The sequence below is a fragment of the Variovorax beijingensis genome (assembly GCF_007828835.1).
GTDB classification, from domain to species: Bacteria; Pseudomonadota; Gammaproteobacteria; order Burkholderiales; family Burkholderiaceae_C; genus Variovorax; species Variovorax beijingensis_A.
This window is the reverse complement of the sequence record NZ_VIVL01000001.1, coordinates 117,062-143,004: the sequence shown is the minus strand read 5'-3', so window position 1 is coordinate 143,004 and position 25,943 is coordinate 117,062. Positions and strand designations below refer to the sequence as shown.

Below are 25,943 nucleotides of genomic sequence, written 5' to 3'. Positions count from 1 at the left end.
CGTACAAACCCTGAGGTCAAACCCGGTTGAACGGCGCGGAATGCGGCATTAGGCTCGGTGCATGCCCGCTCCCAACATTCCCCAGATCCGCCTCTACCAGGACTGGCTGCGCGAGCAGCGCGGCCTGTCCTTCGACACCTACGACGCGTTGTGGCGCTGGTCCGTGACCGACCTCGACGCCTTCTGGCAGAGCATCTGGGACTACATGGGCATCGTGTCGCCCACGCCGCACACGGCGGTGCTGGCCGACGACCGCATGCCCGGCGCGAGGTGGTTTCCGGGCGCGCAGGTCAACTACGCGCGCGAGGTGCTGCGCCATGCCGACGCGGCGCATGCGGCCGGCATGCCCGCCATCGTGAGCGACAACGAACGGGGCGAAGTGCGCGAGATGTCCTGGCCCGAACTGCGCCGCCAGGTGGCCTCGGTGGCGCTCACACTCAAGTCATTGGGCGTGCAGCGCGGCGACCGCGTGGCCGCCTACATGCCCAACGTGCCCGAGACCATGGTCGCGTTTCTTGCGTGCTCGAGCATCGGCGCGGTGTGGAGCGTGTGCGCGCCCGACATGGGCACGGCCGCGGTGGTCGACCGCTTCCGCCAGATCGAGCCCAAGCTGCTGATCGCGGCCGACGGCGTGCACTACGGCGCCAAGCCCATCGACCGCAGCGCGGTGGTGCAGGAACTGCGCGGCGCATTGCCCAGCGTGCAGAAGCTGCTGTTGCTGCGCACGCCCCATGCCGCCGAGCAGCTCGCTGCCGATGCCGACTGGCAGGCCGCCAGCGCGCGCCGCGACGCCGAGGTCGCGGCCTTCGAGCCCGAGTGGCTGCCCTTCGACCATCCGATCTGGATCGTCTATTCGAGCGGCACCACCGGCCTGCCCAAGCCCATCGTGCACGGGCAGGGCGGCATCATCATGACGATGTACGCCTGCGGGCTGCACAACGACATCGGCGCGAGCTACGGCGCGAACAACTTCAACGAGCGCTTCCACTGGTACAGCTCGACCGGCTGGGTCATGTGGAACTGCCAGCTCGCGGGCCTGGCCTTCGGCGCGACCATCGTCATCTACGACGGCCATCCGGCCGGCAGCAAGGAGAAGCCCGACTGGAGCGTGCTGTGGCGCTTCGTCGCGAAGCACCGCATCACCTTCTTCGGTGCCGGCGCGGCCTACTTCACCAACTGCATGAAGGCCGGCGTGGTCGCGGCCGAGTGCGGCGACCTGTCGCGCGTGCGTGCGCTCGGCAGCACCGGCTCGCCGCTGTCGGAAGAGGTGCAGCGCTGGGGCACGGCGCAGCTGCTGGCCGCCGGCGCGAGCAGCGTGTGGTGGTGCAACATCTCGGGGGGCACCGACTTCTGCGGCGCCTTCGTCGGCGGCAACCGCGAGCTGCCCGAGGTGCCCGGCCAGATGCAGTGCCGCCAGATCGGCCATGCGGTGGAGGCCTGGAACGAAGACGGCAAGCCCGTCATCGGCGAAGTGGGCGAGCTGGTCTGCACGCGCCCCATTCCATCGATGCCGCTGTACTTCTGGGGCGACGAAGGCAATGCGCGCTACCTGTCGAGCTACTTCGACACCTACCCCGGCGTCTGGCGCCACGGCGACTGGATCCGGATCGGCGAGGACGGCGGCTGCATCATCTACGGCCGCAGCGACGCCACCATCAACCGCCAGGGCCTGCGCATGGGCACCAGCGAGATCTACAGCGCCGTCGAGGCGCTGCCCGAAGTGCTCGACTCGATGGTGGTCGACCTCGAATACCTGGGCCGCGAAAGCTACATGCCGCTGTTCGTGGTGCTGCGCCCCGGCGTGGCACTCGACGATGCGATGCGCGCGAAGATCAACAACGCGATCAAGACCTCGCTCTCGCCGCGCTTCCTGCCCAACGACATCTTCCAGGTGGCCGAGATCCCGCGCACGCTCTCGGGCAAGAAGCAGGAGCTGCCGATCAAGAAGCTGCTGCTGGGCCAGCCGCTCGAGAAGGTGGTCAATCCCGAGGCCATGGCCAACCCCGGCTCGCTCGGCTGGTACGTGGAGTTTGCGGCGCGGCGCGCCGCGGCCTCTCACGGCATCAGCAGTTCGTAGAGCACCATGCGCGTCTGGCGGCCGCGCAGCGCCACCCGCTCGTCGATGCGGCGCGTCTGCAGCCGGCCCTTCAGGCCCGCGCAGGTGACCTCCGAGATCAGCGTGTGCGTGCCCAGCTGCTTGTTGATGCCCTCGATGCGGCTCGCCACGTTGACCACGTCGCCCAGGGCCGTGTAGGACAGCCGGTCGTTCGAGCCCAGCACCCCGGCGATCGCCACGCCGGTGTGGATGCCCACGCGCGTGCGGAACTCGGGCAGCCCGTCGGCGCGCCACTTGCGGTTGAGCGCACTCGTCTCGATATGCAGCTGCAGCGCGGCCAGGCAGGCGCGGTACTCCGCGTCCTTCAGGTCGGCGGGCGCGCCCCACAGCACCATGATGCCGTCGCCCATGAATTTGTCGACCACGCCGCCATAGCGCGCCAGCACCCGCGTTGCCAGGTTGAAGTATTCGGTCAGCATGCGCACCAGCACATTGGCCTCCATCGACTCGGAGATCCGCGTGAAGCCCTCGATGTCGGTGAACATCACGGTCATGCGCCGCGGCGAGCCGCTGGGTGCCAGTGCCTGGCCTTCGGCCACGAGCTGGCTGATGACGTCCACCGGCACGAACTTGCTGAACGCCCGGAGGCTGCGCGCCGACTCGTCCAGCGCCTGGTCCAGGTGCTGGATCTCGAGCACGCGGCTCGGCTCGCGCGGTAGGTCGTCGAGCTCCAGCAGGCCGATGCGGCGCGCGGTCTGCGCGAGCTTCTCGACTGGCGAGGTGACCAGCCTGGACAGCTGCAGCGACACGAACAGCGCGGCCGCGAGCAGCGCCAGGCCCAGCAGCAGCCACCACAGCACGGCGCGCCGCAGGTCACCCAGCACGAAGTCCTCGGGCACCCAGCTCACCAGCTGCCAGCCGGCCGAAGGAATGCGCGAGGCCTGGGCCAGGTAGCTGCGCCCTTCGTGGTCGAACGAGAAGGCCGCGCCGCCCGCGCTGCCGGCCGCGGCCTCGCCCAGCATCTGGCCGTGCAGCGCGCCCAGCACGCCGGTGGGCGGCTCCGGCCGGCGCAGCACGCCGGGCTGGTCGCTGCGCGCCAGAACCTGGGAGCCGGTGCCCAGCAGCGCGCTGTCGCCGCGGCCGTCGCTCGCGAAGAGCCGCACGAACTCCGAGAGCCGGCCCAGCGAGACGTCGCCGCCCACCACCAGCAGCCTGGGGCTGCCTTCGGCATGGCGGCGCTTGCTGGTCAATGCGTAGGTCACACCCAGCTCCTGCGTCGCGGCGAAGCTGTAGGGCGCCGTCCATACGGGCCTGCGCATCTGGCGGGCCTCCTGGTACCAGCGCTGCAGCCGCGGGTCGAAGCTGCTGCGGAAGGACTCGATGCGCTGCGTGGCGAAGCGCTGCTGTGCGTCGACCTCGGGCGCGGGCGGCAGCTTGTACTGCCAGGTCTCGATGGCGAGTTCGCCGGTGCCCGCGCCGCGCACGATGCGTCGGATGGCCGGCACCGGGTAGCGCAGCGCCATCATCATCTGGCCCGTGTCGTCGGCCACGTAGAGGCTGTCGAGTTCGGGCGACTGCTGCAGCAGGGTCCAGAGAAGCTCGGCCGTGCGCTGGGCATGCTCGCCTGCGGGACCGAGGCTGGGCGCGCCGGCCAGCGCTCCGACCGTCGACTCGGTCCTGGCGAGGACGGCGCGCATGTTGTCCTCGGTGCGGTGGTGGTTGGCCGCGTGCGCGGAGGCGCCGATCTTCGCCACCAGCCGCTGCGAGCCCCAGTAGCCGAGCGTGGCCAGCAGCAGCGACTGCGTCAGCGCCACGGCGCTCACGATGGTGCTCACGTCGACCCTGAAGCGGCGCGAGAGCCGCGCCACGGCGGCGGAAAATTCAAAGAATGCGAGAGGCGGCTTTCCCGCCCCATCCGCAGACCCGGATGAGTTCTTCTTGTTCATACAGCTCCCTGTCGACCACTCGAACGCACCCGCGGCCGTCACGTCGGGCCGCGGATCGCATCCGGCCGCTCGCTGCTCCGATCGTTTTGTTGTCGGAAATCATGGCGAGCACCCGGGGTGCAGGGCGGATTTTGCGCGACTTCGGGCCGCGCGCGTCATGGCACGGTCGTGCGCAAGACGCGGGCCTTGCTAGCGCGCGTCGTGGAAGATGATTCCCAGCGTGTGCCGCCGCCCCGAGCGCACGCGGCTCACGCCATGCCGCATGGTGACGCGGTAAGTGCCGCGCGTGCCCGCCACGGGCCGCTGGTTGACCGCGAAGATCACCGCCTCGCCCTGCGCGAGCGGCACCACCTCGGCGCGCGACTGCATGCGCGGGCGCTGCTCGGTGAGCACGAATTCGCCGCCCGTGAAGTCTTCGCCCGGCCGGCTCAGCAGCACCGTGAGCTGCATCGGGAACTGCAGTTCGCCGTACAGGTCCTGGTGCAGGCAGTTGTAGTCGCCCTCGACATAGCGCAGCAGCAGCGGCGTGGGGCGCAGCTGGCCCGCCGCATGGCAGCGCGCGAGGTAGGCCGCGTGGTCGGGCGGGTAGTCGGCCGGCTGCCCCATGGCGGCGGCCCATGCGTTCGCGAGCGGCGCGAGGCGCTCGTACAGCGCGCTGCGCCAGGCCGCGATCGAAGCGGGCAGCGGGTGGTCGAAGTACTGGTACTCGCCCTGGCCGAAGCCGTGGCGCTGCATCACCACGCGGCTGCGGAAACGGCCGGGCTCGTCATAGAGCGCGGCCAGCGCGGCGCATTCCTTCGGGCTGAACAGCACGCCCGTGGTCGCGCAGCCGCGCGTGGCAAGCTCGGTTTCGATGCGGGGCCAGTCGAGGGCGCGGACGATGTTGGCGGGAGAGGTCGGCATGCCGAAAGTGTGCGGCCGGCGCGGCCGCGGCGCTCGCTGTTTCCGGACATGGGTTCCGGCCACGCGGCGATGCCCGCGTGCGAACCTCAGAACGAAAGCGCCAGCGGCGCGAGTTCGCCGATTTCCACGCGCACGGCCGTGCCCACCGAGGCGAACAGCATGCCGGTGCACGAGCCGCTCGTGACGATCTGCCCGGCCCTGAGCCCGCCGCCGCGTGCGGCGCAATGGTTGGCCAGCCACACCAGCAGCGCGCCCGCATCGGGGCTCGGATGCTCGCCCACGGTGTGCGCGACGGTCTGCCCGTCGAAATGCAGCGCGGCCTCGGCATGCCGCAGGTCGAACCAGGCCGGCGCGAAGGGCTGGCGCTGTCCCAGCACCAGCGCGCCATGGCTCAGCAGGTCGGCCAGCAGGGCGTTGGCATGGGCGCCGAACCAGTCGGCCAGCCGGGTCTCGACGATCTCGATCACCGGCAGCACCGATTCGACGGCGCCCGCCACATCGGCCAGCGTGTAGGGCGCGGCGCGCGGCGGCAGGTCGGCGCCCAGCTGGAAGCCGACCTCGGCCTCGATGCCGCGCAGCCGCCATGCCGGGCCCTGCAGGCGCACGCCGCCGGGCAGCAGCCCCTCGGCCGGCAGCGGCGCGCAGGTGGGTTCCTGGCCGGGCGCGCGCGCGCCGACCTTCCAGCCGCCGACCGGGCCGATCACCGCCAGCGTGGCGTCCTGGATGGCATAGGCCTCGCTGCGGCTGGCCGTCTGCAGCAGCGCCGAGGGCACGCGCCGCCCCTCGCGCCGCGCGAGGCACAGCGCGTGCGCGGCGCTGGCCGGCGCAAGGCCGCCGGCCGCCGCGCTCACAGGGCGGGAAAGCGCTGCCACGGATGGGCGCGTTCGAATTGGCGGGCCAGCGCCAGCAGCGCGTCGTCGCCGCCTTCGCGCGCGACCAGCTGCAGCCCCACCGGCAGGCCCTCGGCAAAGCCGCAGGGCAGCGCGATCGCGGGCAGGCCCACGGCATTGACGAAGCCCGCGAACACCGCATGGCCGCGCGGACCGACCTCGTGGCCGTCGATGCGCGGCGGATGCGTGTCGGCCGCGGGCCAGGGCAGCGCCGCGGTCGCGGGGGTCAGCAGGAAGTCGTGCTGTTCGAACAGGCCTGCGAGTTCGCCGCGCAGGCGCTCGGCCTCGAACAGCAGTTCGAACAGCTCGCGCGCGGAGGCGGCGCGGCCGGTCCCGGTGTTGGCCTGCATTGCGGGGCCGAACAGCGCGGGATCGAAGGGCCGCGGCCAGAGTTCTTGCGGATGGTCCACCAGCCAGGCCAGCCCCACCTGCGCGAGCAGCGGCCAGCGCTGGTTCACCGCCTCGGCCAGCTCGAAGCGCGGCAGCGTCGTGACATGATGGCCGAGCGCGGCCAGGTTCTCGGCGGCGGCATCCACCAGCCGCGCGATGTGCGGGTCCACCGGGTGGTCCGCGAAGCGGGGCAGGTAGAGGATGCGCGCGGGCTTGGCTTCATGCGGTGCATCGGCCGCGGCGCGCGGCGCGATCGCCCGCATGACCGTGGCCACGTCGTCCACGCAGCGCGCCATCGGCCCCACCACCTCGAAGTCCAGGAAGATCGGCGGCAGCCCGCCGCCGCGCCGCACGCGGCCGCGCGAGGGCTTGAGCCCGACGAGGTTGGTGTGCGAGGCGGGCCGGCGGATGGAGCCGCCGCCGTCGGTGCCCAGCGCGATCGGGCAGCCGCCCGCCGCCACCAGCGCCACCGCGCCGCCCGAGGAGCCGCCGGGCGTGAGCGCCGGGTTCCACGGATTGCCGGTGGGCCCGAAGACCGGGTTGCCGGTGTAGCCCTGCATCGTGAACTCGGGCACGTTGGTCTTGCCGAAGATCACCGCGCCGGCTTCGCGCAGCCGCGCCACCGGCAGTTCGTCGCGCTCGGCGACCAAGCCGGCCAGCGCGCGGCTGCCCCAGTGTGTGGGCAGGCCGCGCACCTGCAGGTTGTCCTTGATGGTGGCCGGCACGCCATCGAGCGCGCCGAGCGCGTTGCCCGAGCGCCAGCGCGCGGTGCTTTGCGCGGCGGCCTCGGCCGCGCCTTCGGCATCGAGCACGACCAGCGCGTTGAGCCGCGGGTTCACCTCGGCCGTGCGCGCCAGGCAGGCCGCGAGCGCCTGTTCCGGCGTGAAGGCGCCGGCGCCAAAGCCGTCGGCGAGCTGGGCTGCCGTGAGTTGCCAGAGTGCTTTCATCGTGGCTTACCGCAGGCCCACCACCGGCGCGACGACCTGCTTCCAGGTGGCCGAGCACTTGTCGTAGGACTTGTCGCAAACCTCGGCCCACAGCGGCAGAGAGACCGCGCCGACCGCGTCGTGCACCAGCTTCTGGTCGGCCGGCTTCACCGGCACTTCCTTCATGGTGTAGCGCTTGCCGAGCTTGCACGGCTCGCGCCCCACGTTGCAGCGCGAGGCGTCGTCCCACAGCTCGCGCGAATAGGCCCAGGTGTCGGCCTCCAGCTGCTGGAAGGCGGCCGTCATCCTGGCTTGCTGCCCGGGCGGCAGCGCGTTCCACTTCTTCAGGTTGATGGCATAGGCGACGAAGTGGGTCTGGAAGCCGATCGGCATGACGTGCGTGGTCACGTCGGGCCAGCCGGCCGAGTTGGCGGAGCTCGGCCCGGTGATCGCGCAGTCGACCACGCCGCGTTCCAGCGCCTGCTGCGTCTCGGTGAATGCAAGGGCCACCGGAATGCCGTCGAGCCGCTCGATGAAGCGTGCGAGCGACTGGTCGCTCACGCGCACCTTCTTGCCCTTGAGATCGGCAAGGCCTGCAATCGGGGTCTTGCAGAACATGATCTGCGGGCCGAACGGATAGGTGCCCAGCAGCTTGGCGCCGTGGCGTTCCTGCAGCCGTGTGTCGAGCGGCGCGCGGTAGGCATCGACCACCTTGCGCGCGGTGTCGTAGTCGGTCGACAGGCCGACGATGTCGGGGCCGAGCAGGAACGGGTCGTCGCGCGAGACCTGCGCGAGGCGCAGCGCCACGATGTCGAACAGCCCCGACTTCACCACGCGCAGGCCGTCGGCGTCCTTCATGCCGAGCACGTCGAGCGGCTTGTACTCGGCATCGATCGGCAGCCCGGTGTTCTTCGCGAAGTTCTCGAAGAAGGGCTGCTCCCTGTTCTGCTGGATCAGGCCTCCGGACACCAGGCTGCCCGCCACGCGCAGCCGCGCGTTCTCGGCCAGCGCGGGCAGCGCCTGGGCGAGGGCGGCCGCGGCAACGAGGGCGAGCTTGAGTTTCTTCATGGCTTCTGCTTGTGGAAGGTTGAGGGACCGCAGACGAAGCGGCTCACATGTGGCCCGGCAGCCAGGTCACCAGCTGCGGCACGGCCAGCAGCAGCAGGGTGAACAGGATCATGATCAGCGCATAGGGCAGCGCGCCGTAGATCGCGTCCTCGATGCCGCCCTTGTCAGGCCGGATGCCGTGCACCACGAACAGGTTCATGCCCACGGGCGGCGTGATGAGCCCGAGCTCGCACATCAGCACGATGAAGATGCCGAACCAGATCGGATCGACCCCCAGTGCAGTGGCGATCGGATAGGTAATGGGAATGGTGGCCACCTGCATCGACAGCACGTCCATGAACATGCCGAGCACCAGGTAGAACAGCATCAGCGCGAGGATCAGCCCCGTGGCCGACAGGCCCAGGCCCGAGACCCACTTGGTCATGGCCTCGGCCACGCCGGTGAGGCTCACCGTCAGGTTCAGCACGAAGGCCGCCACCACGATCAGCAGGATCATGCCGCTCACGCGCGCGGTCGAGACGAAGCAGTTGCGCATCAGCTCCCAGCTCAGCTTGCCCGAGTGCAGCACGAAGCCCAGCGCCGCGATCACGCCCAGCGCGGCGCTTTCGGCCGCGGTCGCAATGCCGAAGTAGAGGCTGCCCATCACGATGCCGAACACCACCGCCGGCGGCACCAGGTGCACCAGCGCGCGGATGCGTTCATCGAGCGGCACCTTGGGCTCACGCATCGCATTGCCGCTTGCCAGGCTGGAGACCGCGATCCAGAGCATGAAGAAGCCGGTCAAGAGCAGGCCCGGGATGATGCCGGCGATGAACAGCTTGCCGATCGAGTTGTTGGTGAGGGAGCCGTACACGATCATGTTCACGCTGGGCGGAATCAGGATGCCCAGCGTGCCGCCGGCGGCCAGGCTGCCGAGCGAGGCGCGCATCGAGTAGCCGCGCCGGTGCAGCGAAGGCAGCGCCACCGTGCCCACCGTGGCGGCGGTGGCCACCGACGAGCCCGAGGTGGCCGCGAACAGCGCGCAGCTGCCGATGTTGGTGTGCAGCAGCCCGCCGGGCAGGCGGCCGAGCCAGGCCGACAGCGCGATGTACATGCGGTCGGCGATGCCCGAGCGCAGCAGCAGTTCGCCGAGCAGCACGAACAGCGGCACCGAGGTCAGCAGGTTCTCGTTCTGCACGCCCCAGACCACGGGCGCGATCGAGTCCATGAAGGGCGTGCCGTAGGCCGCGATGCCGCCGACGATGCCCACCAGCGCCATCGACACGGCAATCGGCATGCCGACCAGCATCATGCCGAGCATCGCGAAGAACGCGAGTCCTATGACGAGCAGGTTCATGGCTTGCCTCCTTCGCCGGGCTGCGGCGCCTGGCGCACCGCGAGGTCGTCGAGCTCTTCCTTGAGTTCTTCCTTGGCGCTCTTGGGATGGAAGTCGGTATTCAGCGCCGCGATGTCGCCGCGAAGCAGCAGCCGGGTGGCGCGCAGCGCGAGCCCGCAGGCCACCAGCGCGAAGATCACCAGCCCCGCATACCAGACGCCCTGCGGAATGATCAGCGGCGTGGCCCACGGCGTCTGCGCGGTGCTGCGGTAGACCATGGTGTCGCCGATCACCTTGAACGCCACCCAGCCGATGAAGACCGCGAGCGCGGCCAGCGACACTGCCGAGATCCAGTTCAGCAGCGCCTGCACGCGGACCGGAAACTTCTCGTGGAACACGTCGACGCGGATGTGGTTGCGGCCTATCAGCGCGAGGCTGAAGGCAATGGTCGAGCCCACCGCAAGCGCATAGCCGCCGAGCTCGTCCGCGCCCTGCAGCGAGATGTTGAACAGCTTGCGCGCGGCGGTTTCGATGGTCACGATCACCGACAGGCCGAGGAAGATCGCGCCGAAGAGGGTGGCCAGCACCGTCTCCACGCGCGTCTTGAAGTCGGCGCGCCGCGGCGCGGCCGGCGCTCCCTGCGCTCCTGCAGGCGAGGCGGCGGTGGACTGCGGCCGCTCGCTCATGGCCGCGCTGCTCACTTGAGCCCCAGCACCGGCGCCACCGTTGCCTGCCAGCCCTTGGAACAGCCCGGGTTCGACTTGTCGCAGACCTCGGCCCACACCGGCAGCGACACCTTGCCGACCGCGCCGCGCACCAGCTCGAGGTCGGCCGGCGTGACCGGCACGTCGACCAGCTTGAACTTCTTGCCGGTGGTGCACGGGTCCTTGCCGGCATTGCAGTTGAGCGCATCGCGGAACAGCTCTTCGGAGTACTTCCACACCTCTTCGGTCAGGCCGTCGAAGGCCGCCTTGAGCTTGGCCTGCTGCTCGGGCTTGAGCGCGTTCCACGACTTCATCGTCATGCCGTAGCCGTTGAGCGCCATCTGGAAGCCGATGGCCAGCTGGTGGGTCGTGACTTCGGGCCAGCCGGCCGAGTTGGCCGAGCTCGGCCCGGTGATGGCGCAGTCGACCACGCCGAGCGACAGCGACTGGTGCGTGTCGGCGAACGACACCGGCACCGGCGTGCCACCCACCATTTCGATGAACTTGGCCAGGTTCTGGTCGTACACGCGCACCTTCATGCCCTTGATGTCGGCCAGCGAGGCAATCGGCTTCTTGCAGAACAGGATCTGCGGGCCGAAGGGCCACACGCCGAGCAGCTTCACGTTGAACTGCTGCTGCAGCCGCGCATCGACCGTGTCGAAGTAGGCCTTGGCCACCTTGCGGCCGGTGGCGTAGTCAGGCGCGGCGCCGACCAGGTCGAGGCCCAGGATCGTCGGCTCGTCGCGCGAGTTCTGCGACACGCGCAGCGAGACGATGTCGAACAGGCCCGCCTTCATCACGCGCAGCTGCTCGGTGTCCTTGATGCCGAGCGTGTCGATGGGCTTGTAGTCCACATCGATCGGCAGGCCGGTGCGGGCGGCAAAGTTCTCGAAGAAGGGCTGTTCCTTGTTCTTCTGGATCAGCCCGGTGGCCAGCGGCTGGCCGATGGCCTTCAGCTTGATCCGGTCCTGCGCCTGGGCGGCGGGAAGGGCGAGCAGCGTGGCCAGCGCGAGCACGAAGGTTGCGGCGAACAGTTTTGAAAAGGGCTTGGCAAGAGGGCGCATCGGCATGATTTCTCCTGGGAGGGCAAAGGTGGGCGGATTGGCAAGGCGGCAATGGAGAAGGCCATTGAACCGCGCCGCAAGGCACGCGCGCGGAGTTTTCCGCGCACCGGGAACCGCAGAAAAAATCTTTGCGGATCAAGCACTTGGCGCCGCACGCCGGTGGAAGACGCGGGCTGGCGGCTACTTCAGGCGCCCGCCGTAGGCCGCGGTGATCTCGTCGGCGGCGCTGCGCACCGTGGCACCGAGCTGCGCGAAGTCGGCCGCCTTGATGCGCTGCGTCGGCCCCACCAGCGAGATCGCGCCGAAAGGCTGGCCATGCTCGTCGCGGATGGCGGCGGCAATGCAGCGCAGGCCCACGGCGTTCTGCTCGTCGTCCACCGCATAGCCCGCGCGGCGCACCTCGCCCAGGGTTTCATGCAGCCGCGACGCACGCGCAATGGTGTTGGGCGTGAGCTTGGGCAGGCCGTAGGTGCGCAGGTACTGCAGCACGTCGTCCTCGGCCATGGCGGCCAGGATGGCCTGCCCCATGGCGGTGCCGTGCAACGGTGCGCGAAAGCCCGGCTTGCCGATGGCGCGCATCAGCTCGCGGCTTTCCACCTGCGTGACGAACACGATGTCGCCCAGGTCGGCAATGCCCAGGTTGATGCTTTCGCCCGAGCTGTCGCGCAGCCGCCGCATCACCGGCAGCGCCAGGTGCGCGATGCGGCGCCGGCGCCCGAAGGCCGCGCCCACCGAGAAGCAGCGCACGCCCACATACCAGAGGCTGGTTTCGCGGTCGAACTGGACGAACTGGCGCTGCTCCAGCGTGGTGAGCAGGCGGTGCGCAGTGGACGACGACAGGCCGCTGCGCGCCGCGATGTCGACCAGGCGGTAGCCCTCGTCGTCGTCGGCCAGCAGTTCGAGCAGCTGCATGGCCCGCGTGAGCGATTGCACGGTGCCGTCGCCGTCGCGGTCGATGCGCATGACCTTGCCGGCGGCCTTGGAGGAAGAGGAGGAGCGGGGGGAGCTGCTGTCCGTCATGTCCAAATCCTTGCAAGTTGCACGCCACCCCCGTCGCCGGCCCGGCCGCAGCCGCTCAGCGCCGGTGCGTCCGGCTATCTTTGTCGACAAAAGTACTGAATATTGTCGACATCATCCTCGTCAATCAAGCGCCCGGGGGCAGTGATTACGCGGATGCCCCGGCCCTTGCGGCAGCTACAGCCACTTGCCGCTGCCCGTCGGCATCTGGATGGTGGTGGCGGGGTCGCCGCTGTTCACCAGCGAATCGATCGCAATGCTCAGCAGCGAGATGAAGATGCTCGCGAAGAACGCGGTCCAGAAGCCCGAGAGCCTGAACCCGCGCACCAGCGCGGCCACCAGCATGATCATCAGCGCATTGATCACCAGCAGGAAGAGGCCGAGGGTCAACAGCGTCAGCGGCAGCGTGAGCACGATCAGGAGCGGCTTGACGACGGCATTGGCCAGGCCCAGCAGCAGGGCCGAGATCACGAGCGCGGACGTGCTCTCGAACTTGATGCCGCGAAAGATCAGGCTGGCCACCCACAGCGACAGCGCGGTGATGGCCCAGTGCACGAGAAAGGGGGCGATGTTGTTCAGCATGGTGTGAGGGGCGCAAGGTGGTGCGCGATGGTGCGGACCATCATATCGGCACTGTCTCAGGCGGCGCTGCGCTGCGCCTCGGCCAGCAGCCAGTCGCTGAAGAACTTCAAGAGCGGCCGCTGGTCGGCGCGCTCGGGCGTCACGAGGTAGTAGTTGCGCTCGCCCGACAGCGGCCGTGCGCAGGCCACCACCAGTTCGCCGCGCGCGAGTTCGTCGGCCACCAGCATCGTGGGCATCAGCGCCACGCCCAGGCCGTGCGAGGCGGCCGCGGCCAGGATGGAGAACAGCTCGTAGCGCGGCCCGCCGCGCGCATTGGGCGCGTCGATCTGCTGCGCGTCGAACCACTGGCGCCAGCCGTCGGGCCGCGTGCTTTGCTGCAGCAGCGGCATCTGCGCGATGGCCGCGGGCGCCACAGCCTTGCCGCGCGGCAACAGCGAGGGGCTGCATACCGGCACCACGTCCTCGTGCATCAGCATCAGGGCGCGCGTGCCGGCCCAGTTCTCGACCTGCGCGGGCGTGCCGGCGTACAGCGCGGCGTCGAACTCCGCGTCGGCAAACAGAAAGGGCCGGGTGCGCGTCTCGATGTGCACCACCACGTCGGGCTGCAGCGCCGCGAAGCCCTTCAGCCGCGGCATCAGCCAGCGCGTGGCAAAGGTGGGCACGGCCGCCAATGAGAGCGAGCCGCCTTCGCCCTGGTGCGCCATGGCGTCGAGCGTGTCGCGCTCCATGGCCTCGAGCCGCTTGGTGATCTGGCGCGCATAGGCCGCGCCGCTGGCGGTGAGCGCCACGCCGTGGCGGGTGCGGCGGAACAGCGCCACGCCCAGGAAGGCTTCGAGCGTGCCGATCTGGCGCGACACCGCGCTCTGCGTGAGCGCGAGTTCCTGCGCGGCGCGCGTGTAGCTCTCGTGGCGCGCGGCCGCGTCGAAGCACACCAGGGTCTGCAGGGGCGGGATCTTGCGGCGCATGTATGCCAGTAGTGTATGACTGGACGGACGCCGTCACCAATGGAAACGTCTTGCCGCATGGGTGCCAGATGTGCGAAAGACGCATATCTGGGTGAGGATTCATCGTTTGCGCCCAACCCCCTGCATGGCTAGGATCGGTCCATTCCCCCTCTTTTTTTCTCTTCCGGAGACAAGCACATGGCCGCCAAAGCGCAATTCCACTGGGACGACCCCCTTCTTCTCGACCAGCAGCTGACCGACGAAGAACGCATGATCCGCGACGCGGCCAATGCCTACTGCCAGGAGCGCCTTGCGCCCCGCGTCATCGAGGGCTTCCGCAGCGGCGAGACCGACCCCGCCATCTTTCGCGAAATGGGCGCGCTCGGCCTGCTGGGCCCGACGATTCCCGAGCAGTACGGCGGCCCCGGCCTCAACTACGTGGCTTACGGACTGATCGCGCGCGAAGTCGAGCGCGTCGATTCGGGCTACCGCTCGATGGCCAGCGTGCAGAGCTCGCTGGTGATGGTGCCGATCTTCGAATTCGGCACCGAGGCGCAGAAGCAGAAATTCCTGCCCAAGCTCGCCACCGGCGAATGGATCGGCTGCTTCGGCCTGACCGAACCCGACCACGGCTCCGACCCCGGCAGCATGGTGACGCGCGCCAAGAAAGTGCCGGGCGGCTATTCGCTTTCCGGCGCCAAGATGTGGATCAGCAACTCGCCGATCGCCGATGTGTTCGTGGTCTGGGCCAAGGAAGTCAGCGAAAGCGGCACGGTCGGCCCGATCCGCGGCTTCGTGCTCGAGAAGGGCATGAAGGGCCTCTCGGCCCCCGCGATCCACGGCAAGGTCGGCCTGCGCGCCAGCATCACCGGCGAGATCGTGATGGACAACGTGTTCTGCCCCGAGGAAAACGCCTTCCCCGAAGTGCAGGGCCTGAAAGGCCCCTTCACCTGCCTCAACAGCGCGCGCTACGGCATCTCCTGGGGCGCGCTCGGCGCCGCCGAAGACTGCTGGCACCGCGCCCGCCAGTACACGCTGGACCGCAAGCAGTTCGGCCGCCCGCTCGCCGCCAACCAGCTCATCCAGAAGAAGCTGGCCGACATGCAGACCGAGATCACGCTGGGCCTGCAGGGCAGCCTGCGCCTGGGCCGCATGAAGGACGAAGGCACGGCCTCGGTCGAGATCACCTCGATCATGAAGCGCAACAACTGCGGCAAGGCCCTTGACATCGCCCGCCTGGCGCGCGACATGATGGGTGGCAACGGCATCAGCGACGAGTTCGGCGTGGCGCGCCACCTCGTGAACCTCGAGGTGGTCAACACCTACGAAGGCACGCACGACATCCACGCGCTCATTTTGGGCCGCGCCATCACCGGCATCGCCGCCTTCGCCAACTGAAGGAACGCATGACCGCCAAGCCCGCAGCACTCGACGGCATCAAGGTCCTCGATCTGTCCCGCGTGCTCGCGGGCCCATGGTGCACGCAGATCCTCGCGGACCTGGGCGCCGACGTCATCAAGATCGAACGCCCCGGCGTCGGCGACGACACGCGCACCTGGGGCCCGCCCTTCATCAAGGACGCGGACGGCAACGACACCGACCAGGCCAGCTACTTCACCGCCTGCAACCGCAACAAGCGCTCGGTCACGGTCGACATGGCCACGCCCGAGGGGCAGGCGCTGCTCAAGCAGATGGCGGCGCAGGCCGACATCGTGGTGGAGAACTTCAAGACCGGCGGCCTGAAGCAGTACGGCCTCGACCACCAGAGCCTGCGCGCGGCCAACCCGCGCCTCATCTACTGCAGCGTGACCGGCTTCGGCCACGACGGTCCGTATGCCGAGCGCGCGGGCTACGACCTGATGATCCAGGCCATGACCGGCATGATGAGCATCACCGGCCGGCCCGACGGCGAGCCCGGCGGCGGCCCGCTGCGCGTGGGCGTGGCGCTGACCGACCTGTTCACCGGCGTCTACGCGAGCACCGCCATCCTCGCGGCGCTGCAGGTGCGCGACCGCACGGGCGAAGGCCAGCACATCGACATGGCGCTGCTCGACGTGGGCATGGCCATCCTCGCCAACCAGGCGAACGCTTTTCTCAATACCGGCAAGGCACCGCAGCGCCAGGGCAACACACACCCGAGCCTCGCGCCCTACCAGGACTTTCCGACGCAGGACGGCTCGATGCTGCTGGCCATCGGCAACAACGGCCAGTTCGCGCGCTTCTGCGAAGCGGCCGGCCATGCGGAATGGGCCACCGACGCGCGCTTTGCGAGCAACACGCTGCGTGTGAAGCACCGCGGCGTGCTGATTCCGATGATGGAAGAGCTCACGCGTACCCGCAGCACTGCCGACTGGGTCGCGCTGCTCGAAGACAAGGCCGTGCCCTGCGGCCCGATCAACGACATCGCGCAGGCCTTCGACGATGCGCAGGTCAAGTCGCGCGGCCTGGCCGTCACGCTGCCGCGCGATGCGGGCGACGGCATCGCCAGCATCACCGGCGTGGCGAGCCCGCTGCGCCTCACGGCCACGCCGCCCGTGCTGCGCCACGCGCCGCCGGCGCTCGGGCAGCACACGCGCGAGGTGCTGGCCGAATTCGGCATCGATGCCGCGCGCTTCGACGCGCTGCGCGCGGCCGGCGTGGTCTGAACCCCATGTAGAAAGGACGCACGCCATGGCCAACCCGACGCACAGCCCGCCGTTCTCGGTCCTGCGCATCGACCATGTCGTGCTGCGCGTGAAGGACATCGAGCGGTCGATTGCCTTCTACCGCGACGTGCTGGGCTGCCAGGTCGAGAAGCGCCGCGACGACCTGGGGCTGGTACACCTGCGGGCCGGTTCGAGCCTCATCGACCTCGTCTCGCACGACGGCCCGCTCGGCCGGCAGGGTGGTGCGCTCGCGGGCAAGGAAGGCCGCAACGTCGACCACCTCTGCCTGCGCATCGAGCCCTTCGACGAGGCCGCCATCCGCGCGCTGATGGCCCGGCACGACGTGCCGGTGCATGGCGAGGTGCAGAACAACTTCGGCGCCGAGGGCAACGGGCCTTCGATCTACATCGCCGACCCCGACGGCAACGGCGTCGAGCTGAAAGGGCCGGCAGGCGGCAGCTTCTAGCCGGCGCGCCCGATGGTCGCCACGGCGAACACCGCCACGCCGAGCGCGAGGTTCACCGTCACCAGCAGGCGCACGGTGTTGAGCCGCGCGGCCGCCACCGGCCACGCGCTTTCTTCCACTGCGCGGCGCATCGCCCTGAACACCGAGGCGCGGATGTAGACGTAGATGCCGGCCATCACGAGGGCGATGCCCATCATCGCCTCGATGCGCCAGTGCACCGCGCGGAAGCCGCCCGCGAACAGGATCATCGCCACGCCGGTCGCGAACAGCAGCGTGACGGCCGCGTCCACGCCCACGAAGAAGCGCCGCAGCGCCGCCGCCATGGTGCGCAGGCGCAGCGGCGGTTCCAGCGTGGCGACCGCGGCGGGGCGCACCGCGAAGTGCAGGGTGGCCATGCCGCCGACCCAGAAGGCGGCGGCGAGAAGATGGATGAAGAGCAGGATGACGTAGGACATGGGGCCCGATCAGAACACCGAAAGCTGTGCCCGCGCAATGTCCGCCCCGTTGCGTTAAAAACCCATGCTTCGCACGCAAGAAAGAAAGATGAGGCTTCCATGACCCGCACCGTCGCCCAGAAACGCGCCGAGTTCCGCGCGCTCCACCAGCAGGGATGCTTCGCCATTCCGAATCCCTGGGACAAGGGCAGCGCGCGCTACCTGCAGGGCCTGGGCTTCAAGGCGCTGGCCACCACCAGCTCGGGCCATGCGTGGTCGCAGGGCCTGGCCGACGGAGGGCAATCGCGCGACACCATGCTGGCCCACCTGCGCGACATCGTCAGTGCCACCGACCTGCCGGTGAATGCGGACTTCGAGAACGGCTTTGCGGCCGATGCGCAGGGCGTGGCCGAAAGCGTGCGCCTGGCCGTCGAGACCGGCGTGGCGGGCCTGTCGATCGAGGACTCGACCGGCGATGCGGCGAATCCGCTGTTCGAGATCGGCGTGGCGGTCGAGCGGCTGCGCGCGGCGCGCCACGCCATCGATGCGGCCGGCGGCGACACGCTGCTGGTGGGCCGCGCCGAGAATTTCTTCGCCGGCCGCCCCGACCTGGACGACGCCATCGCCCGCCTCAAGGCCTACGCCGAAGCCGGCGCTGACTGCCTCTACGCACCGGGCATCCGCACGCGCGAGCAGATCGCCGCGGTGGTGGCCGCGGTGGCACCCAAGCCGGTCAACCTGCTGATCGGCTGGCCCAGCGAGCTCAACATGCAGGACATTGCCGCGCTCGGCGTGCGGCGCGTCAGCGTGGGCGGCGCGCTCGCCCGCGCGGCCTGGGGCGGCTTCGACCGCGCCGCGCGGGCGCTGGCCGAGAAGGGGCGTTTCGACGGCTTCGAAGGCGCGGCCTCGGGGGCCGATCTCAATGGCTTCTTCGGCCGGTTCTCCGAATAGCGCGCGTGCCGGCGCCATGGACGTGTTGCTCGCGGAAATCCGCAGCTGCACCGCCTGCGCCGCACAGCTGCCGCTGGGCCCGAGGCCCGTGGTGCAGGCCAGCGCCAGCGCGCGCCTCTTGATCGTCGGCCAGGCGCCGAGCCTGACGGTGCATGCCACCGGCCTGCCATGGGATGACAAGAGCGGCGAGCAATTGCGCCGCTGGCTCGGCATCGACCGAGAGGTTTTCTACGACGCCGCGCGCATCGCGATCATGCCGATGGGCTACTGCTACCCGGGCCGCGGCAGCAGCGGCGACCTGCCGCCGCGCCGCGAGTGCGCCGAACTCTGGCATGCGCGCCTGCTCGCGCAGATGAGCCGGGTCGAGCTCACGCTCTTGATCGGCCAGTACGCGCAGCGCCACTTCCTGGGCGCGGCGCGCAAGGCCGGCGTCACCGAAACCGTCGCGGCCTTTGCGGACTATGCGCCGCGCTTCATTCCGCTGCCGCATCCGTCGCCGCGCAACACCGGCTGGTTCAAGCACCACCCGTGGTTCGAGAGCGAGGTGCTGCCGGTGCTGCGCGAACGCGTGCGGCGGGCGCTCGCAAAGCCCTCCTAGGGTGCCGCGGCCACCGAGGTGCCTGCCCCATCGAAGGGCCGCGCGGCATACACCACGCGTCCGCCCACCACCGTCATCAGCGACACCGTCTTGCCGATGCGCTCCAGCGGCACCGAGAAGAAGTCCTGGTCGAGGATCGCGAAGTCCGCGAGCTTGCCCACTTCGAGCGTTCCGCGTTTGCCCTCGTCGAAGCTGAACCACGCGCTGCCCACCGTGTAGAGCCGCAGCGCCTGTTCGCGCGTGGGCGTCTCGTCGGCGCCGCGCATGGGCTTGCCGCTCACCGTCCTGCCGTCGAGCATCCATTGCAGCGCGACGAAGGGGTTGTACGAAGCCACGCGGTGCGCATCGGTGCCGGCACCCACATTCACGCCGGTGCGCAGCGCGCTGCCGATGGGCGGCATGCGGCGCGCCGCGTCGCCGCGCGTGGCGAGTGCGCGGTCGCCCTGGAAGTACATCGCATCCTGCAGGGTCCAGCCGATGCCGAGCGCCTTCATGCGCGCGAGCGTTTCGGGCGAGGCGTCGTCCAGGTGCGCGATCGACCAGCGCAGGTCCTTGATCGGCACTTCGGCGTTGAGCTTCTCGTAGAGCCCGAGCAGGTGCTCGACCGAGCCGTTCTCCTGCCAGTGGATGGTGACCGCGAGCTTGCGCATCGCCGCCCACTTGATGAGCTCGTAGAACTTCTCCTTCGCGGCCGCGTCGGGAAAATTGTTGTTGTACATCGCGAGCGTCACGCGTTCGCCGAGGCCGTTGAACTTGAGCATCTCGTCGCCGAAGCCCATCGGCAGCATCTGCGTGAGATCGCGGAACTCCTGCAGTTCGGCGCCGGGCTTCTGCGCGAACACGCTGTAGGCCACGCGCAGCGTCAGCGCCTTCTCGCGCCACAGCTCGAACAGCGCCGCATACTGCGAAGGCGCGATGCTGAAGCCGCCCGGATCCACCAGGCCGGTGACGCCCAGGCGGTTCAGCTCGCGGAAGAAGGCGCGCGTGCCGGCCAGGTTGTCCTCGTAGGTCGGCTTGGGCAGCTTGTCGAACAGGGCCGAGATGCCGACGATGTCGCCCGTCATCCAGCCAGGTGCCCCGTCCGTCGCGGGTTTCATGCCGGCCGGCAGCGTGCCCGCCGGAACGCCGAGCGCTTCGAGCGCCTTGGGCGTCATCACCACCGCTTCATAGAACAGCTGCACGTACACCGGATGGTTGGGCGCGGCCTCCTGCAGCTCGGCCATGGTGGGGCGGCGGCGCTCGGCGAACTGCTGCTCGGTCCAGCCCCCGGCCACGATCAGCCAGCCGCCGGGCCGCGCACGCGCGGCCGCGGCGCGGATGCGCTCCATGGCTTCGCTGATGCTGCCGGCGCCGATCCAGTTGACCTCGGTCGAGTAGCTCAGTGCCGCGCGAACCGCATGCATGTGCGAGTCGATCAGGCCCGGGATCACGGTGCGGCCGCCCGCATCCACCGTGCGCGTGATCGGACCCGAGAGCGCGCGCATCTGCGCGGCATTGCCGACTGCAATGATGCGGCCGTCGCGCACGGCCAGCGCCTGTGCGGTGGTGGAGGCCGCGTCGAGCGTGGCGATCTTCGCGTTGGTGACGACCAGGTCGGCCGGCTGGGCCCGTGCGGCGAGCGGCAGCAGCAATGCGGCGGTTGTGGCCGCCGTGAGCAGTGTGCGCAGCATGGTCAGTCCACCTTGATGCTGGCGGCCTTGACCACCTGCTGCGCCTTGGCCGTTTCATCGGCAATGAACTTGTTGAACTGCGCCGACGGCATCGTGAAGGGCTCGGCGCCGAGCTTGTCGAGCCGTTCCTTGAGTTCGGGCGAGGCCATGATCTTCGCGACCTCGGCCTGCAGGCGGTCCACCACCGGCTGCGGCGTCTTCGCAGGTGCGAACAGCCCGACCCAGAACAGGTATTCGGAACCCGGCACGCCGGCTTCCACCGTGGTGGGCGCATCGGGCAGCGCGGGCGAGCGCTTCGCGGTGCCCACGGCCAGCGCCTGCAGCTTGCCGCTCTTGATGAGCGGCAGGGCCGACACCATCGGCGCGAAGAACCAGTCGACGCGCCCGGCCATCACCTCGGTCATGGCCTCGGGCGTGCCGCGGAAGGGCACGTGCTGCGCATCGAGGCCGGCCGCCAGGCGGAACACCTCGGCGTTCATGTGCGTGGCCGAGCCGTTGCCCGCGGAGCCATAGTTGAGGCCGCCCGGCCTGGCCTTGGCCTTTGCGACCAGGTCCGACACGTTCGCGAAGTGCGAAGGCGCGGCCACCAGCACATTGGGCAGGCTCGCCATCGGCGTGATGCCGGTGAAGTCCTTGAGGGTGTCGTACGACAGGCCCTTGTAAATCCACGGGTTCACCAGATGCCCGGCCGAATGCACCAGCAGCGTGTAGCCGTCGGCCGGCGCCTTGGCCGTGATCGCTGCACCCAGCGTGCCGCCGGCGCCGGGCTTGTTGTCCACCACCACGCTGGTGCCCAGCGCGGGGCCGAGCTTCTCGGCCACGAGCCGCGCGACGATGTCGGTGCCGCTGCCTGCGGTGAACGGAACCACGAGCTTGATCGGCTGCGCGCCGGGCCATGCGCCTTGCGCGTGTGCGCCGGTGCCGCCGAGCGTGCAGGCCGCGAATGCCGCGGCCATCGTGAGCGCCTGCCGGCGGCTCCAGGTGTGGAATGTCTTCTTCATGCGTCTTGTCTCCGTTGATTTAATTGGGTGAGCGATGAATGACTGAAGAGGGCCTAGGCGGCCGGCGGTGCGTTCGGCATCACCAGCGCCACCAGCACCGGCCGATTGCTGCGGTTCTCGAGCTGGCGCTTCTCGCCGGGCGCGAAGCGGCAGCTGTCGTAGGGGCCGAGCACTTCTTCCTGGTGCGTGCCATCGAGTTCGCCGACCACATGGAGCTGGCCTTCGAGCACGAGGTAGAGCTTTTCCATCGGCGAGCCGTCGAGCCCGGTGTGGCCGCCGGGCAGGATCTGGCTCATGCCCATCCACATCTGCGTCGAGGGCCCGGCCTCCTTGCCCTGCAGGCGCAGGCAGCGCATGTCGAAATGATTGGGCGCCTCGTAGTGCGGCGCTTCGCTGAAACGGGTCACGTGCATGGCGGTGTTCCTGGGGTTGTTCGATTCAGGGGCGCAGCACGACGCGGTCGGTGCTGCCCGAGAGCACGAGCCGGTAGGCGTCCATGGCTTCGTCGAGCGTGAAGTGCCGCGCCACGGGAAAGGGCTTGAGCGTGCCGCGCTCGAAGCCTTCGCGCATCGCGTCGAGCTGGGCGGTGGAGGCCACGCAGTCCATCGCGAGCGAGTCGATGCCCACGAAGGTGTGCATGCCGCGGTAGAACGCGAAGATGTCGAAGGGCACGGCGCGCTCGTGCGTCGCGATGAAGATCTGCGTCGCGCCCTTGGCCATGGCCTTGTTGGCGGCCTCGAAGTAGGCGCTGCCGACGGTGTTGTAGACGATGTGCGCGCCGCGCCCACCGGTGAGCTCGCGCACCTGCGCGCCCACGTCGGCATGGTGGCGCGCGTCGATCACGTCGACCGGCCCGCACGCGAATCCTTCGAACGGTCCGGCGCGGCGCTGCACCGCGATCACGCGCGCACCGGCCTGCGACGCGAGCTGCACCGCCGCCTGGCCGACCTTGCCGTTGGCGCCGAGCACCAGCACGGTCTGCCCGGCCTGCGGCATGCCGCTGCGGCGAAAGCCTTCGTACGCGGTGACAAAGGGCACGCCCACGGCGCCGGCCTCGTCCATCGAGATGCCCTGGGGCTTGGCACGCAGCGCGGCCTCGGGCAGCACGAGATAGCGTGCATGCGAGCCGTCGCGCGTGATGCCGATGTCGCCGCCCGAGCCATAGACCTCGCGGCCGATCCATTCGGCCGGACCGCTGACCACGGTGCCCGCGAAGTCGCGGCCGGGGGTGCGCGGCCAGACGGCTTGCGGCATGAGGCCCAGCGCGGCCTTCACATCACTCGGGTTGACCGCGGCGGCGGCGACTTGCACCACGGCGTGGCCGGGGGGGGCTGTGGGTTCCGGCTGCGGCGCGGCCTGGATCTGCAGCGCGTCGAGGTTGGCGGCCTTTTCGTTCACGCGCAGTGCGCGGGAGGTGGTGTGCATTGCGGCGATGCTCATGGGTGCGTGTGTTGTTTGGATGTGCTGTTGTTCAGGGCGCGGTTGTTCGGGGCGCGTGCACAGGCCACCGGGTACTCCCCTCCGCGAATGTCCCCCGGCCTGCGGCCTCCTCCTTTATTTCGCTGCGGGGAGCACCCGATGCCCTGTGCACGATGGGCGCAGCGCTTGTGCTGGCCGATCAACGACCGCCCTGCCCAACGATCACGTCGATGGGGTGCCTTGCGCAGCGAAATAAAGGGGGAGGCCGAAGGCCGGAGGACATTCGCGGAGCAAGGTACCCCGTCGGCGGGATCGCGCCCTGAACAACCGGCCTCGAACCCAACGCGACGACAAACAAAAAAGCAAGGTGTCATCGCCTAGCTCCCCGCACCAGGCAGACCCAGCATGGCACGCGCCTCGCGTGGATTGGCAACCTCGCCCCCTAGGCTCAGCAGGATGTCGCGCGCCTTCGCCACCAGCTGCGCATTGCTCTCGGCCAGCACGCCCTTCTCCAGGTAGATGTTGTCTTCCATGCCCACGCGCACATGACCGCCCAGCAGCCAGGCCTGCGCGACGATCGGGAACTCCATGCGGCCGATGCCGAAGGCGCTCCAGAACGCGCCGCGCGGCAGCATGTTGCGGGCATACAGCAGCGTCTCGGGCGTGGGCGCGAAGCCGTACTTCACGCCGAGGACGAAGGTCCACATCGCGGGGCCGTCGAGCGTGCCGTCGGCAATCAGGTCGAGCGCGAGATTGATGTCGCCGGAATCGAAGATCTCCAGCTCGGGCTTCACGCCCGCCTCGCGAATCACCCTGGCCATGCGGCGCACGTTCCTCGGTGTGTTCATCACCACATCGGGGCCCGAGTTCATGGTGTTGAGATCGAGCGAGCACACGTCGGGCTTGATGAGCGCGATGTGCTCCACGCGCTTCTCGGGCGGCAGCAGCGTGGTGCCGGGCGCGGCGATCTTCGGATCGTCCTCGCTCGGAATGAAGCGCCCGCCCGGGCCGGTCGTGAGGTTGACGACCAGCTCGCGGTTGCCGCGGCGGATGCGGTCGACCACCTCGCGGTAGAGCTCGATCTCCATCGACGGCTTGCCGGTCTCGGGATGGCGCACGTGGATGTGCACCTGCGCCGCGCCGGCCTCGGCCGCGGCCAGGCATTCGTCGGCGATCTGCACCGGCGTGATCGGCAGGTGCGGCGTCTGCTCGGGCTTCACGAGGTTGCCCGTGACGGCGCAGGTGATGAGCGTCTTGGTATTCACAGGTGGCGCCCTCCATCGACCACGATGCGCGTGCCGGTGACGAAGCGCATCGTCGTCGCGAGCGCTTCCACTGCGGCCGCCACGTCGTCGGGCTTGCCGATGCGCCCGAGCGGCGTGGTGCTTGCCATCTTGTTCGCGAACTCCGCGCCGCGGCCCGGCACGAAGCCGGACTCGACCGCACCCGGCGACACCGACACCACGCGCACCGCCGGCGCCAGCGCCTTGGCCAGCGCATCGCCCACCACGTCGAGGCCGGCCTTGGCCGCGACGTACGCGAGATTGCTGCCCACGCCCGTGAAGCCCGCAATGGACGAGATGTTGGCGACGAGCCCGTCGCCGCTGTCCTTCAGCATCGGTGCGAAGGCGCGGATGGTCGCGAACACGCCGCGGAAGTTGGCGCGCAGCAGCTCGTCGATGAGTTCGTCGGTCAGCGCATCGAGGTCGCCCGCCGGAACGGGCTGCGTGTGCCCGGCGCTGTTGACGAGGATGTCGCAGCGCCCGTGCGTGGCTTTCACCTCGGCGGCCGCGGCCTGCAGGCTCGGCGTATCGACGATGTCGGCGCGGATCGCCATGTGGCGTTGTCCGCTGGCGGAGGGCAGGGCGGCCGCGCGTGCTGCCGCATCGTCGCCCTTGCGGTGCAGCAGCACGCAGGTGGCACCCAGCGTTGCAAGGCGCACCGCCGTGGCATAGCCGATGGCGCCAAGGCCGCCGGTGATGACGGCGACCTTGCCGTCGAGTCGGGAAACAGGATCGAAGCTCATGGGATGGAAGCGTGGGTTCAGGGGATGGGAGGACGCGGGAACTTCATCTCGCCCGGTTCGAGCTGGAAGTCGTACTGCAGCGTGGCGCTCTGGCCATCGGGCGCCAGTGCGAAGCAGCCGATCAGCCGCCGCGTCACGCCGAAGGTCGGGTCGCTTTCGAGGTTCTGGTCGTCATCGGCGAACACCTGCGTGATGAGCACCTTGTGGCCCGGCTTGCTCACCATGAAGTGCAGGTGCGCAGGCCGGTTGGGGTGGCGCTGCTGTGCGCGCAGCAGCGCGCCGCAAGGCCCGTCGGTGGGCACCGGATAGCCGGCCGGCCGCACGCTGCGGAAGTGGAAGCGCCCTTGCGCGTCGGTCGTGAAGCGGCCGCGCAGGTTCATGTCTTCCTGCGCCGGGTCCTGGTTTTCGTAGAGGCCGATCGGCGAGGCCTGCCACACGTCGACCGTGGCGCCCGCGATCGGTTCGCCCTGCGCGTCGCGCACCGTGCCCGCCACCGCGAGCGGAAGACCCGGCGTGCCCGAGCGCGCAATGCTGTCGCCGAGCGCGCAGGCCGGCGAGTTCGCGCGCCAGAACGGGCCGAGCAGCGCGGCCGGCGATTCGCCGTGCGGGTCCTGGTTGTTCTGCAGCGCCACCACGGTGGAGATACCGAGGATGTCGGCCGCCAGCACCACCTCGTTCTTCTTCTCGCCCGTGGCCTGGCCGATGGCGACGATGAATTCGAGCGCCTGCTCGAACTCTTCCTCGGTCAGCTTCACCTCCTGGACGAAGGCATGCAGGTGGCGCGTGAGCGCATTCATCACGGTGCGAAGGCGCGGATCGGGCGTGCGCTCCATGGCCTGGAGCGCGAAGCCCAGTACCGAGTCGGGGGAGGTGGCGATGTTCATGGGATGTCTCGTCGGGATGTTTGTGCAATCGTTTGCATGATCTT

Annotated in this window: 25 protein-coding genes; 6 read left to right on the top strand and 19 right to left on the bottom strand. The window is 69.5% G+C overall.

Going from position 1 to position 25,943, the window contains the following annotated elements; genetic code table 11:
- Nucleotides 1–61 precede the first annotated feature (61 nt).
- Nucleotides 62–2,077 (top strand): acetoacetate--CoA ligase, encoded by a 2,016-nt coding sequence (locus FB547_RS00620; protein ID WP_145738761.1) that lies wholly within the window; start codon nt 62–64, stop codon nt 2,075–2,077.
- On the opposite strand, the gene FB547_RS00615 is transcribed toward FB547_RS00620, so the two are convergent.
- The 11 genes from FB547_RS00615 to FB547_RS00565 all read right to left on the bottom strand — a co-directional run bounded on the left by FB547_RS00615 (nt 2,056) and on the right by FB547_RS00565 (nt 13,826).
- On the bottom strand, nt 2,056–4,002 hold the full coding sequence (locus FB547_RS00615) for an adenylate/guanylate cyclase domain-containing protein (protein ID WP_145738759.1): 1,947 nt from the start codon (nt 4,000–4,002) through the stop codon (nt 2,056–2,058). The genes FB547_RS00620 and FB547_RS00615 overlap by 22 nt on opposite strands.
- 189 nt (nt 4,003–4,191) lie before the next feature.
- Nucleotides 4,192–4,905: a 2OG-Fe(II) oxygenase gene (locus FB547_RS00610; protein ID WP_145738757.1), complete on the bottom strand. Its 714-nt coding sequence runs from the start codon at nt 4,903–4,905 to the stop codon at nt 4,192–4,194.
- An 86-nt stretch (nt 4,906–4,991) separates the two neighbouring features.
- The gene (locus FB547_RS00605) at nt 4,992–5,777 is read right to left on the bottom strand and encodes a 2-keto-4-pentenoate hydratase (RefSeq protein WP_261380194.1); all 786 of its coding nucleotides are present in this window, start codon (nt 5,775–5,777) and stop codon (nt 4,992–4,994) included.
- On the bottom strand, nt 5,753–7,132 hold the full coding sequence (locus tag FB547_RS00600; protein ID WP_145738755.1) for an amidase: 1,380 nt from the start codon (nt 7,130–7,132) through the stop codon (nt 5,753–5,755). Before FB547_RS00600 ends, FB547_RS00605 begins: the two co-directional genes overlap by 25 nt.
- A 6-nt stretch (nt 7,133–7,138) precedes the next feature.
- Nucleotides 7,139–8,179: a TRAP transporter substrate-binding protein gene (locus tag FB547_RS00595; protein ID WP_145738753.1), complete on the bottom strand. Its 1,041-nt coding sequence runs from the start codon at nt 8,177–8,179 to the stop codon at nt 7,139–7,141.
- 43 nt (nt 8,180–8,222) lie between these two features.
- Complete coding sequence (locus FB547_RS00590; RefSeq protein ID WP_145738751.1) at nt 8,223–9,515, bottom strand: TRAP transporter large permease; 1,293 nt, start codon at nt 9,513–9,515, stop codon at nt 8,223–8,225.
- Nucleotides 9,512–10,180 carry a TRAP transporter small permease subunit gene (locus FB547_RS00585; RefSeq protein ID WP_145738749.1) on the bottom strand — a complete coding sequence of 223 codons (669 nt, stop codon included), beginning with the start codon at nt 10,178–10,180 and terminating at the stop codon, nt 9,512–9,514. The genes FB547_RS00590 and FB547_RS00585 overlap by 4 nt, the downstream gene beginning before the upstream one ends.
- Before the next feature lie 11 nt (nt 10,181–10,191).
- Nucleotides 10,192–11,268 carry a TRAP transporter substrate-binding protein gene (locus tag FB547_RS00580; RefSeq protein WP_145738748.1) on the bottom strand — a complete coding sequence of 359 codons (1,077 nt, stop codon included), beginning with the start codon at nt 11,266–11,268 and terminating at the stop codon, nt 10,192–10,194.
- Between the two features lie 174 nt (nt 11,269–11,442).
- Nucleotides 11,443–12,282, bottom strand: a complete 840-nt coding sequence (locus FB547_RS00575) for an IclR family transcriptional regulator (RefSeq protein WP_145738746.1) — start codon at nt 12,280–12,282, stop codon at nt 11,443–11,445.
- A 174-nt stretch (nt 12,283–12,456) separates the two neighbouring features.
- Nucleotides 12,457–12,861 carry a phage holin family protein gene (locus tag FB547_RS00570; protein ID WP_145738744.1) on the bottom strand — a complete coding sequence of 135 codons (405 nt, stop codon included), beginning with the start codon at nt 12,859–12,861 and terminating at the stop codon, nt 12,457–12,459.
- A 56-nt stretch (nt 12,862–12,917) separates the two neighbouring features.
- Entirely contained in the window at nt 12,918–13,826 is a 909-nt protein-coding gene (locus FB547_RS00565; protein WP_145738742.1) for a LysR substrate-binding domain-containing protein, read from the bottom strand.
- A 177-nt stretch (nt 13,827–14,003) separates the two neighbouring features.
- Here FB547_RS00565 and FB547_RS00560 point away from each other — a divergent pair, with 177 nt between their 5' ends.
- From FB547_RS00560 to FB547_RS00550, 3 genes are read left to right on the top strand one after another with little or no spacing between them, the layout of a single operon-like run.
- Nucleotides 14,004–15,203, top strand: a complete 1,200-nt coding sequence (locus FB547_RS00560; protein WP_145738740.1) for an acyl-CoA dehydrogenase — start codon at nt 14,004–14,006, stop codon at nt 15,201–15,203.
- A gap of 8 nt (nt 15,204–15,211) precedes the next feature.
- Complete coding sequence (locus FB547_RS00555) at nt 15,212–16,450, top strand: CaiB/BaiF CoA transferase family protein (protein ID WP_145738738.1); 1,239 nt, start codon at nt 15,212–15,214, stop codon at nt 16,448–16,450.
- A 25-nt stretch (nt 16,451–16,475) separates the two neighbouring features.
- Complete coding sequence (locus tag FB547_RS00550; protein ID WP_145738737.1) at nt 16,476–16,916, top strand: VOC family protein; 441 nt, start codon at nt 16,476–16,478, stop codon at nt 16,914–16,916.
- Here the strand turns inward: FB547_RS00550 and FB547_RS00545 are convergent.
- A complete protein-coding gene (locus tag FB547_RS00545) occupies nt 16,913–17,371 on the bottom strand; it encodes a hypothetical protein (protein ID WP_145738735.1) in 459 nt (152 codons plus the stop codon). The two genes, FB547_RS00550 and FB547_RS00545, sit on opposite strands and share 4 nt — an antisense overlap.
- 99 nt (nt 17,372–17,470) lie before the next feature.
- Between FB547_RS00545 and FB547_RS00540 the strand changes: the two genes are divergently transcribed.
- Nucleotides 17,471–18,301 (top strand): oxaloacetate decarboxylase, encoded by an 831-nt coding sequence (locus FB547_RS00540; RefSeq protein ID WP_145738733.1) that lies wholly within the window; start codon nt 17,471–17,473, stop codon nt 18,299–18,301.
- 16 nt (nt 18,302–18,317) lie between these two features.
- Nucleotides 18,318–18,899 carry a uracil-DNA glycosylase family protein gene (locus FB547_RS00535; protein ID WP_145738731.1) on the top strand — a complete coding sequence of 194 codons (582 nt, stop codon included), beginning with the start codon at nt 18,318–18,320 and terminating at the stop codon, nt 18,897–18,899.
- Here FB547_RS00535 and FB547_RS00530 read toward each other — a convergent pair.
- The 7 genes from FB547_RS00530 to FB547_RS00500 all read right to left on the bottom strand — a co-directional run bounded on the left by FB547_RS00530 (nt 18,896) and on the right by FB547_RS00500 (nt 25,899).
- Nucleotides 18,896–20,569, bottom strand: coding sequence for an amidohydrolase (locus tag FB547_RS00530; protein WP_145738730.1), 1,674 nt, complete (start codon nt 20,567–20,569; stop codon nt 18,896–18,898). The genes FB547_RS00535 and FB547_RS00530 overlap by 4 nt on opposite strands.
- A 2-nt stretch (nt 20,570–20,571) precedes the next feature.
- Entirely contained in the window at nt 20,572–21,570 is a 999-nt protein-coding gene (locus FB547_RS00525) for a tripartite tricarboxylate transporter substrate binding protein (RefSeq protein WP_145738728.1), read from the bottom strand.
- Nucleotides 21,571–21,623: 53 nt separating this feature from the next.
- On the bottom strand, nt 21,624–21,983 hold the full coding sequence (locus FB547_RS00520; protein ID WP_145738727.1) for a cupin domain-containing protein: 360 nt from the start codon (nt 21,981–21,983) through the stop codon (nt 21,624–21,626).
- 25 nt (nt 21,984–22,008) lie between these two features.
- Entirely contained in the window at nt 22,009–23,010 is a 1,002-nt protein-coding gene (locus FB547_RS00515; protein WP_225613201.1) for a zinc-binding alcohol dehydrogenase family protein, read from the bottom strand.
- Between the two features lie 356 nt (nt 23,011–23,366).
- A complete protein-coding gene (locus FB547_RS00510) occupies nt 23,367–24,254 on the bottom strand; it encodes a 3-keto-5-aminohexanoate cleavage protein (protein WP_145738725.1) in 888 nt (295 codons plus the stop codon).
- Nucleotides 24,251–25,015 (bottom strand): SDR family NAD(P)-dependent oxidoreductase, encoded by a 765-nt coding sequence (locus tag FB547_RS00505; RefSeq protein WP_145738723.1) that lies wholly within the window; start codon nt 25,013–25,015, stop codon nt 24,251–24,253. The genes FB547_RS00510 and FB547_RS00505 overlap by 4 nt, the downstream gene beginning before the upstream one ends.
- Before the next feature lie 17 nt (nt 25,016–25,032).
- Nucleotides 25,033–25,899 (bottom strand): dioxygenase, encoded by an 867-nt coding sequence (locus tag FB547_RS00500; protein ID WP_145738721.1) that lies wholly within the window; start codon nt 25,897–25,899, stop codon nt 25,033–25,035.
- Between the last annotated feature and the right edge of the window lie 44 nt (nt 25,900–25,943).

Bases quoted from the DNA above. Each gene is read 5' to 3' on its own strand.
- FB547_RS00620 (WP_145738761.1), top strand. From the start codon at position 62: ATGCCCGCTCCCAACATTCCCCAGATCCGCCTCTACCAGGACTGGCTG.
- FB547_RS00615 (WP_145738759.1), bottom strand. From the start codon at position 4,002: ATGAACAAGAAGAACTCATCCGGGTCTGCGGATGGGGCGGGAAAGCCG.
- FB547_RS00610 (WP_145738757.1), bottom strand. From the start codon at position 4,905: ATGCCGACCTCTCCCGCCAACATCGTCCGCGCCCTCGACTGGCCCCGC.
- FB547_RS00600 (WP_145738755.1), bottom strand. From the start codon at position 7,132: ATGAAAGCACTCTGGCAACTCACGGCAGCCCAGCTCGCCGACGGCTTT.
- FB547_RS00595 (WP_145738753.1), bottom strand. From the start codon at position 8,179: ATGAAGAAACTCAAGCTCGCCCTCGTTGCCGCGGCCGCCCTCGCCCAG.
- FB547_RS00590 (WP_145738751.1), bottom strand. From the start codon at position 9,515: ATGAACCTGCTCGTCATAGGACTCGCGTTCTTCGCGATGCTCGGCATG.
- FB547_RS00585 (WP_145738749.1), bottom strand. From the start codon at position 10,180: ATGAGCGAGCGGCCGCAGTCCACCGCCGCCTCGCCTGCAGGAGCGCAG.
- FB547_RS00580 (WP_145738748.1), bottom strand. From the start codon at position 11,268: ATGCCGATGCGCCCTCTTGCCAAGCCCTTTTCAAAACTGTTCGCCGCA.
- FB547_RS00575 (WP_145738746.1), bottom strand. From the start codon at position 12,282: ATGACGGACAGCAGCTCCCCCCGCTCCTCCTCTTCCTCCAAGGCCGCC.
- FB547_RS00570 (WP_145738744.1), bottom strand. From the start codon at position 12,861: ATGCTGAACAACATCGCCCCCTTTCTCGTGCACTGGGCCATCACCGCG.
- FB547_RS00565 (WP_145738742.1), bottom strand. From the start codon at position 13,826: ATGCGCCGCAAGATCCCGCCCCTGCAGACCCTGGTGTGCTTCGACGCG.
- FB547_RS00560 (WP_145738740.1), top strand. From the start codon at position 14,004: ATGGCCGCCAAAGCGCAATTCCACTGGGACGACCCCCTTCTTCTCGAC.
- FB547_RS00555 (WP_145738738.1), top strand. From the start codon at position 15,212: ATGACCGCCAAGCCCGCAGCACTCGACGGCATCAAGGTCCTCGATCTG.
- FB547_RS00550 (WP_145738737.1), top strand. From the start codon at position 16,476: ATGGCCAACCCGACGCACAGCCCGCCGTTCTCGGTCCTGCGCATCGAC.
- FB547_RS00545 (WP_145738735.1), bottom strand. From the start codon at position 17,371: ATGTCCTACGTCATCCTGCTCTTCATCCATCTTCTCGCCGCCGCCTTC.
- FB547_RS00540 (WP_145738733.1), top strand. From the start codon at position 17,471: ATGACCCGCACCGTCGCCCAGAAACGCGCCGAGTTCCGCGCGCTCCAC.
- FB547_RS00535 (WP_145738731.1), top strand. From the start codon at position 18,318: ATGGACGTGTTGCTCGCGGAAATCCGCAGCTGCACCGCCTGCGCCGCA.
- FB547_RS00530 (WP_145738730.1), bottom strand. From the start codon at position 20,569: ATGCTGCGCACACTGCTCACGGCGGCCACAACCGCCGCATTGCTGCTG.
- FB547_RS00525 (WP_145738728.1), bottom strand. From the start codon at position 21,570: ATGAAGAAGACATTCCACACCTGGAGCCGCCGGCAGGCGCTCACGATG.
- FB547_RS00520 (WP_145738727.1), bottom strand. From the start codon at position 21,983: ATGCACGTGACCCGTTTCAGCGAAGCGCCGCACTACGAGGCGCCCAAT.
- FB547_RS00515 (WP_225613201.1), bottom strand. From the start codon at position 23,010: ATGAGCATCGCCGCAATGCACACCACCTCCCGCGCACTGCGCGTGAAC.
- FB547_RS00505 (WP_145738723.1), bottom strand. From the start codon at position 25,015: ATGAGCTTCGATCCTGTTTCCCGACTCGACGGCAAGGTCGCCGTCATC.
- FB547_RS00500 (WP_145738721.1), bottom strand. From the start codon at position 25,899: ATGAACATCGCCACCTCCCCCGACTCGGTACTGGGCTTCGCGCTCCAG.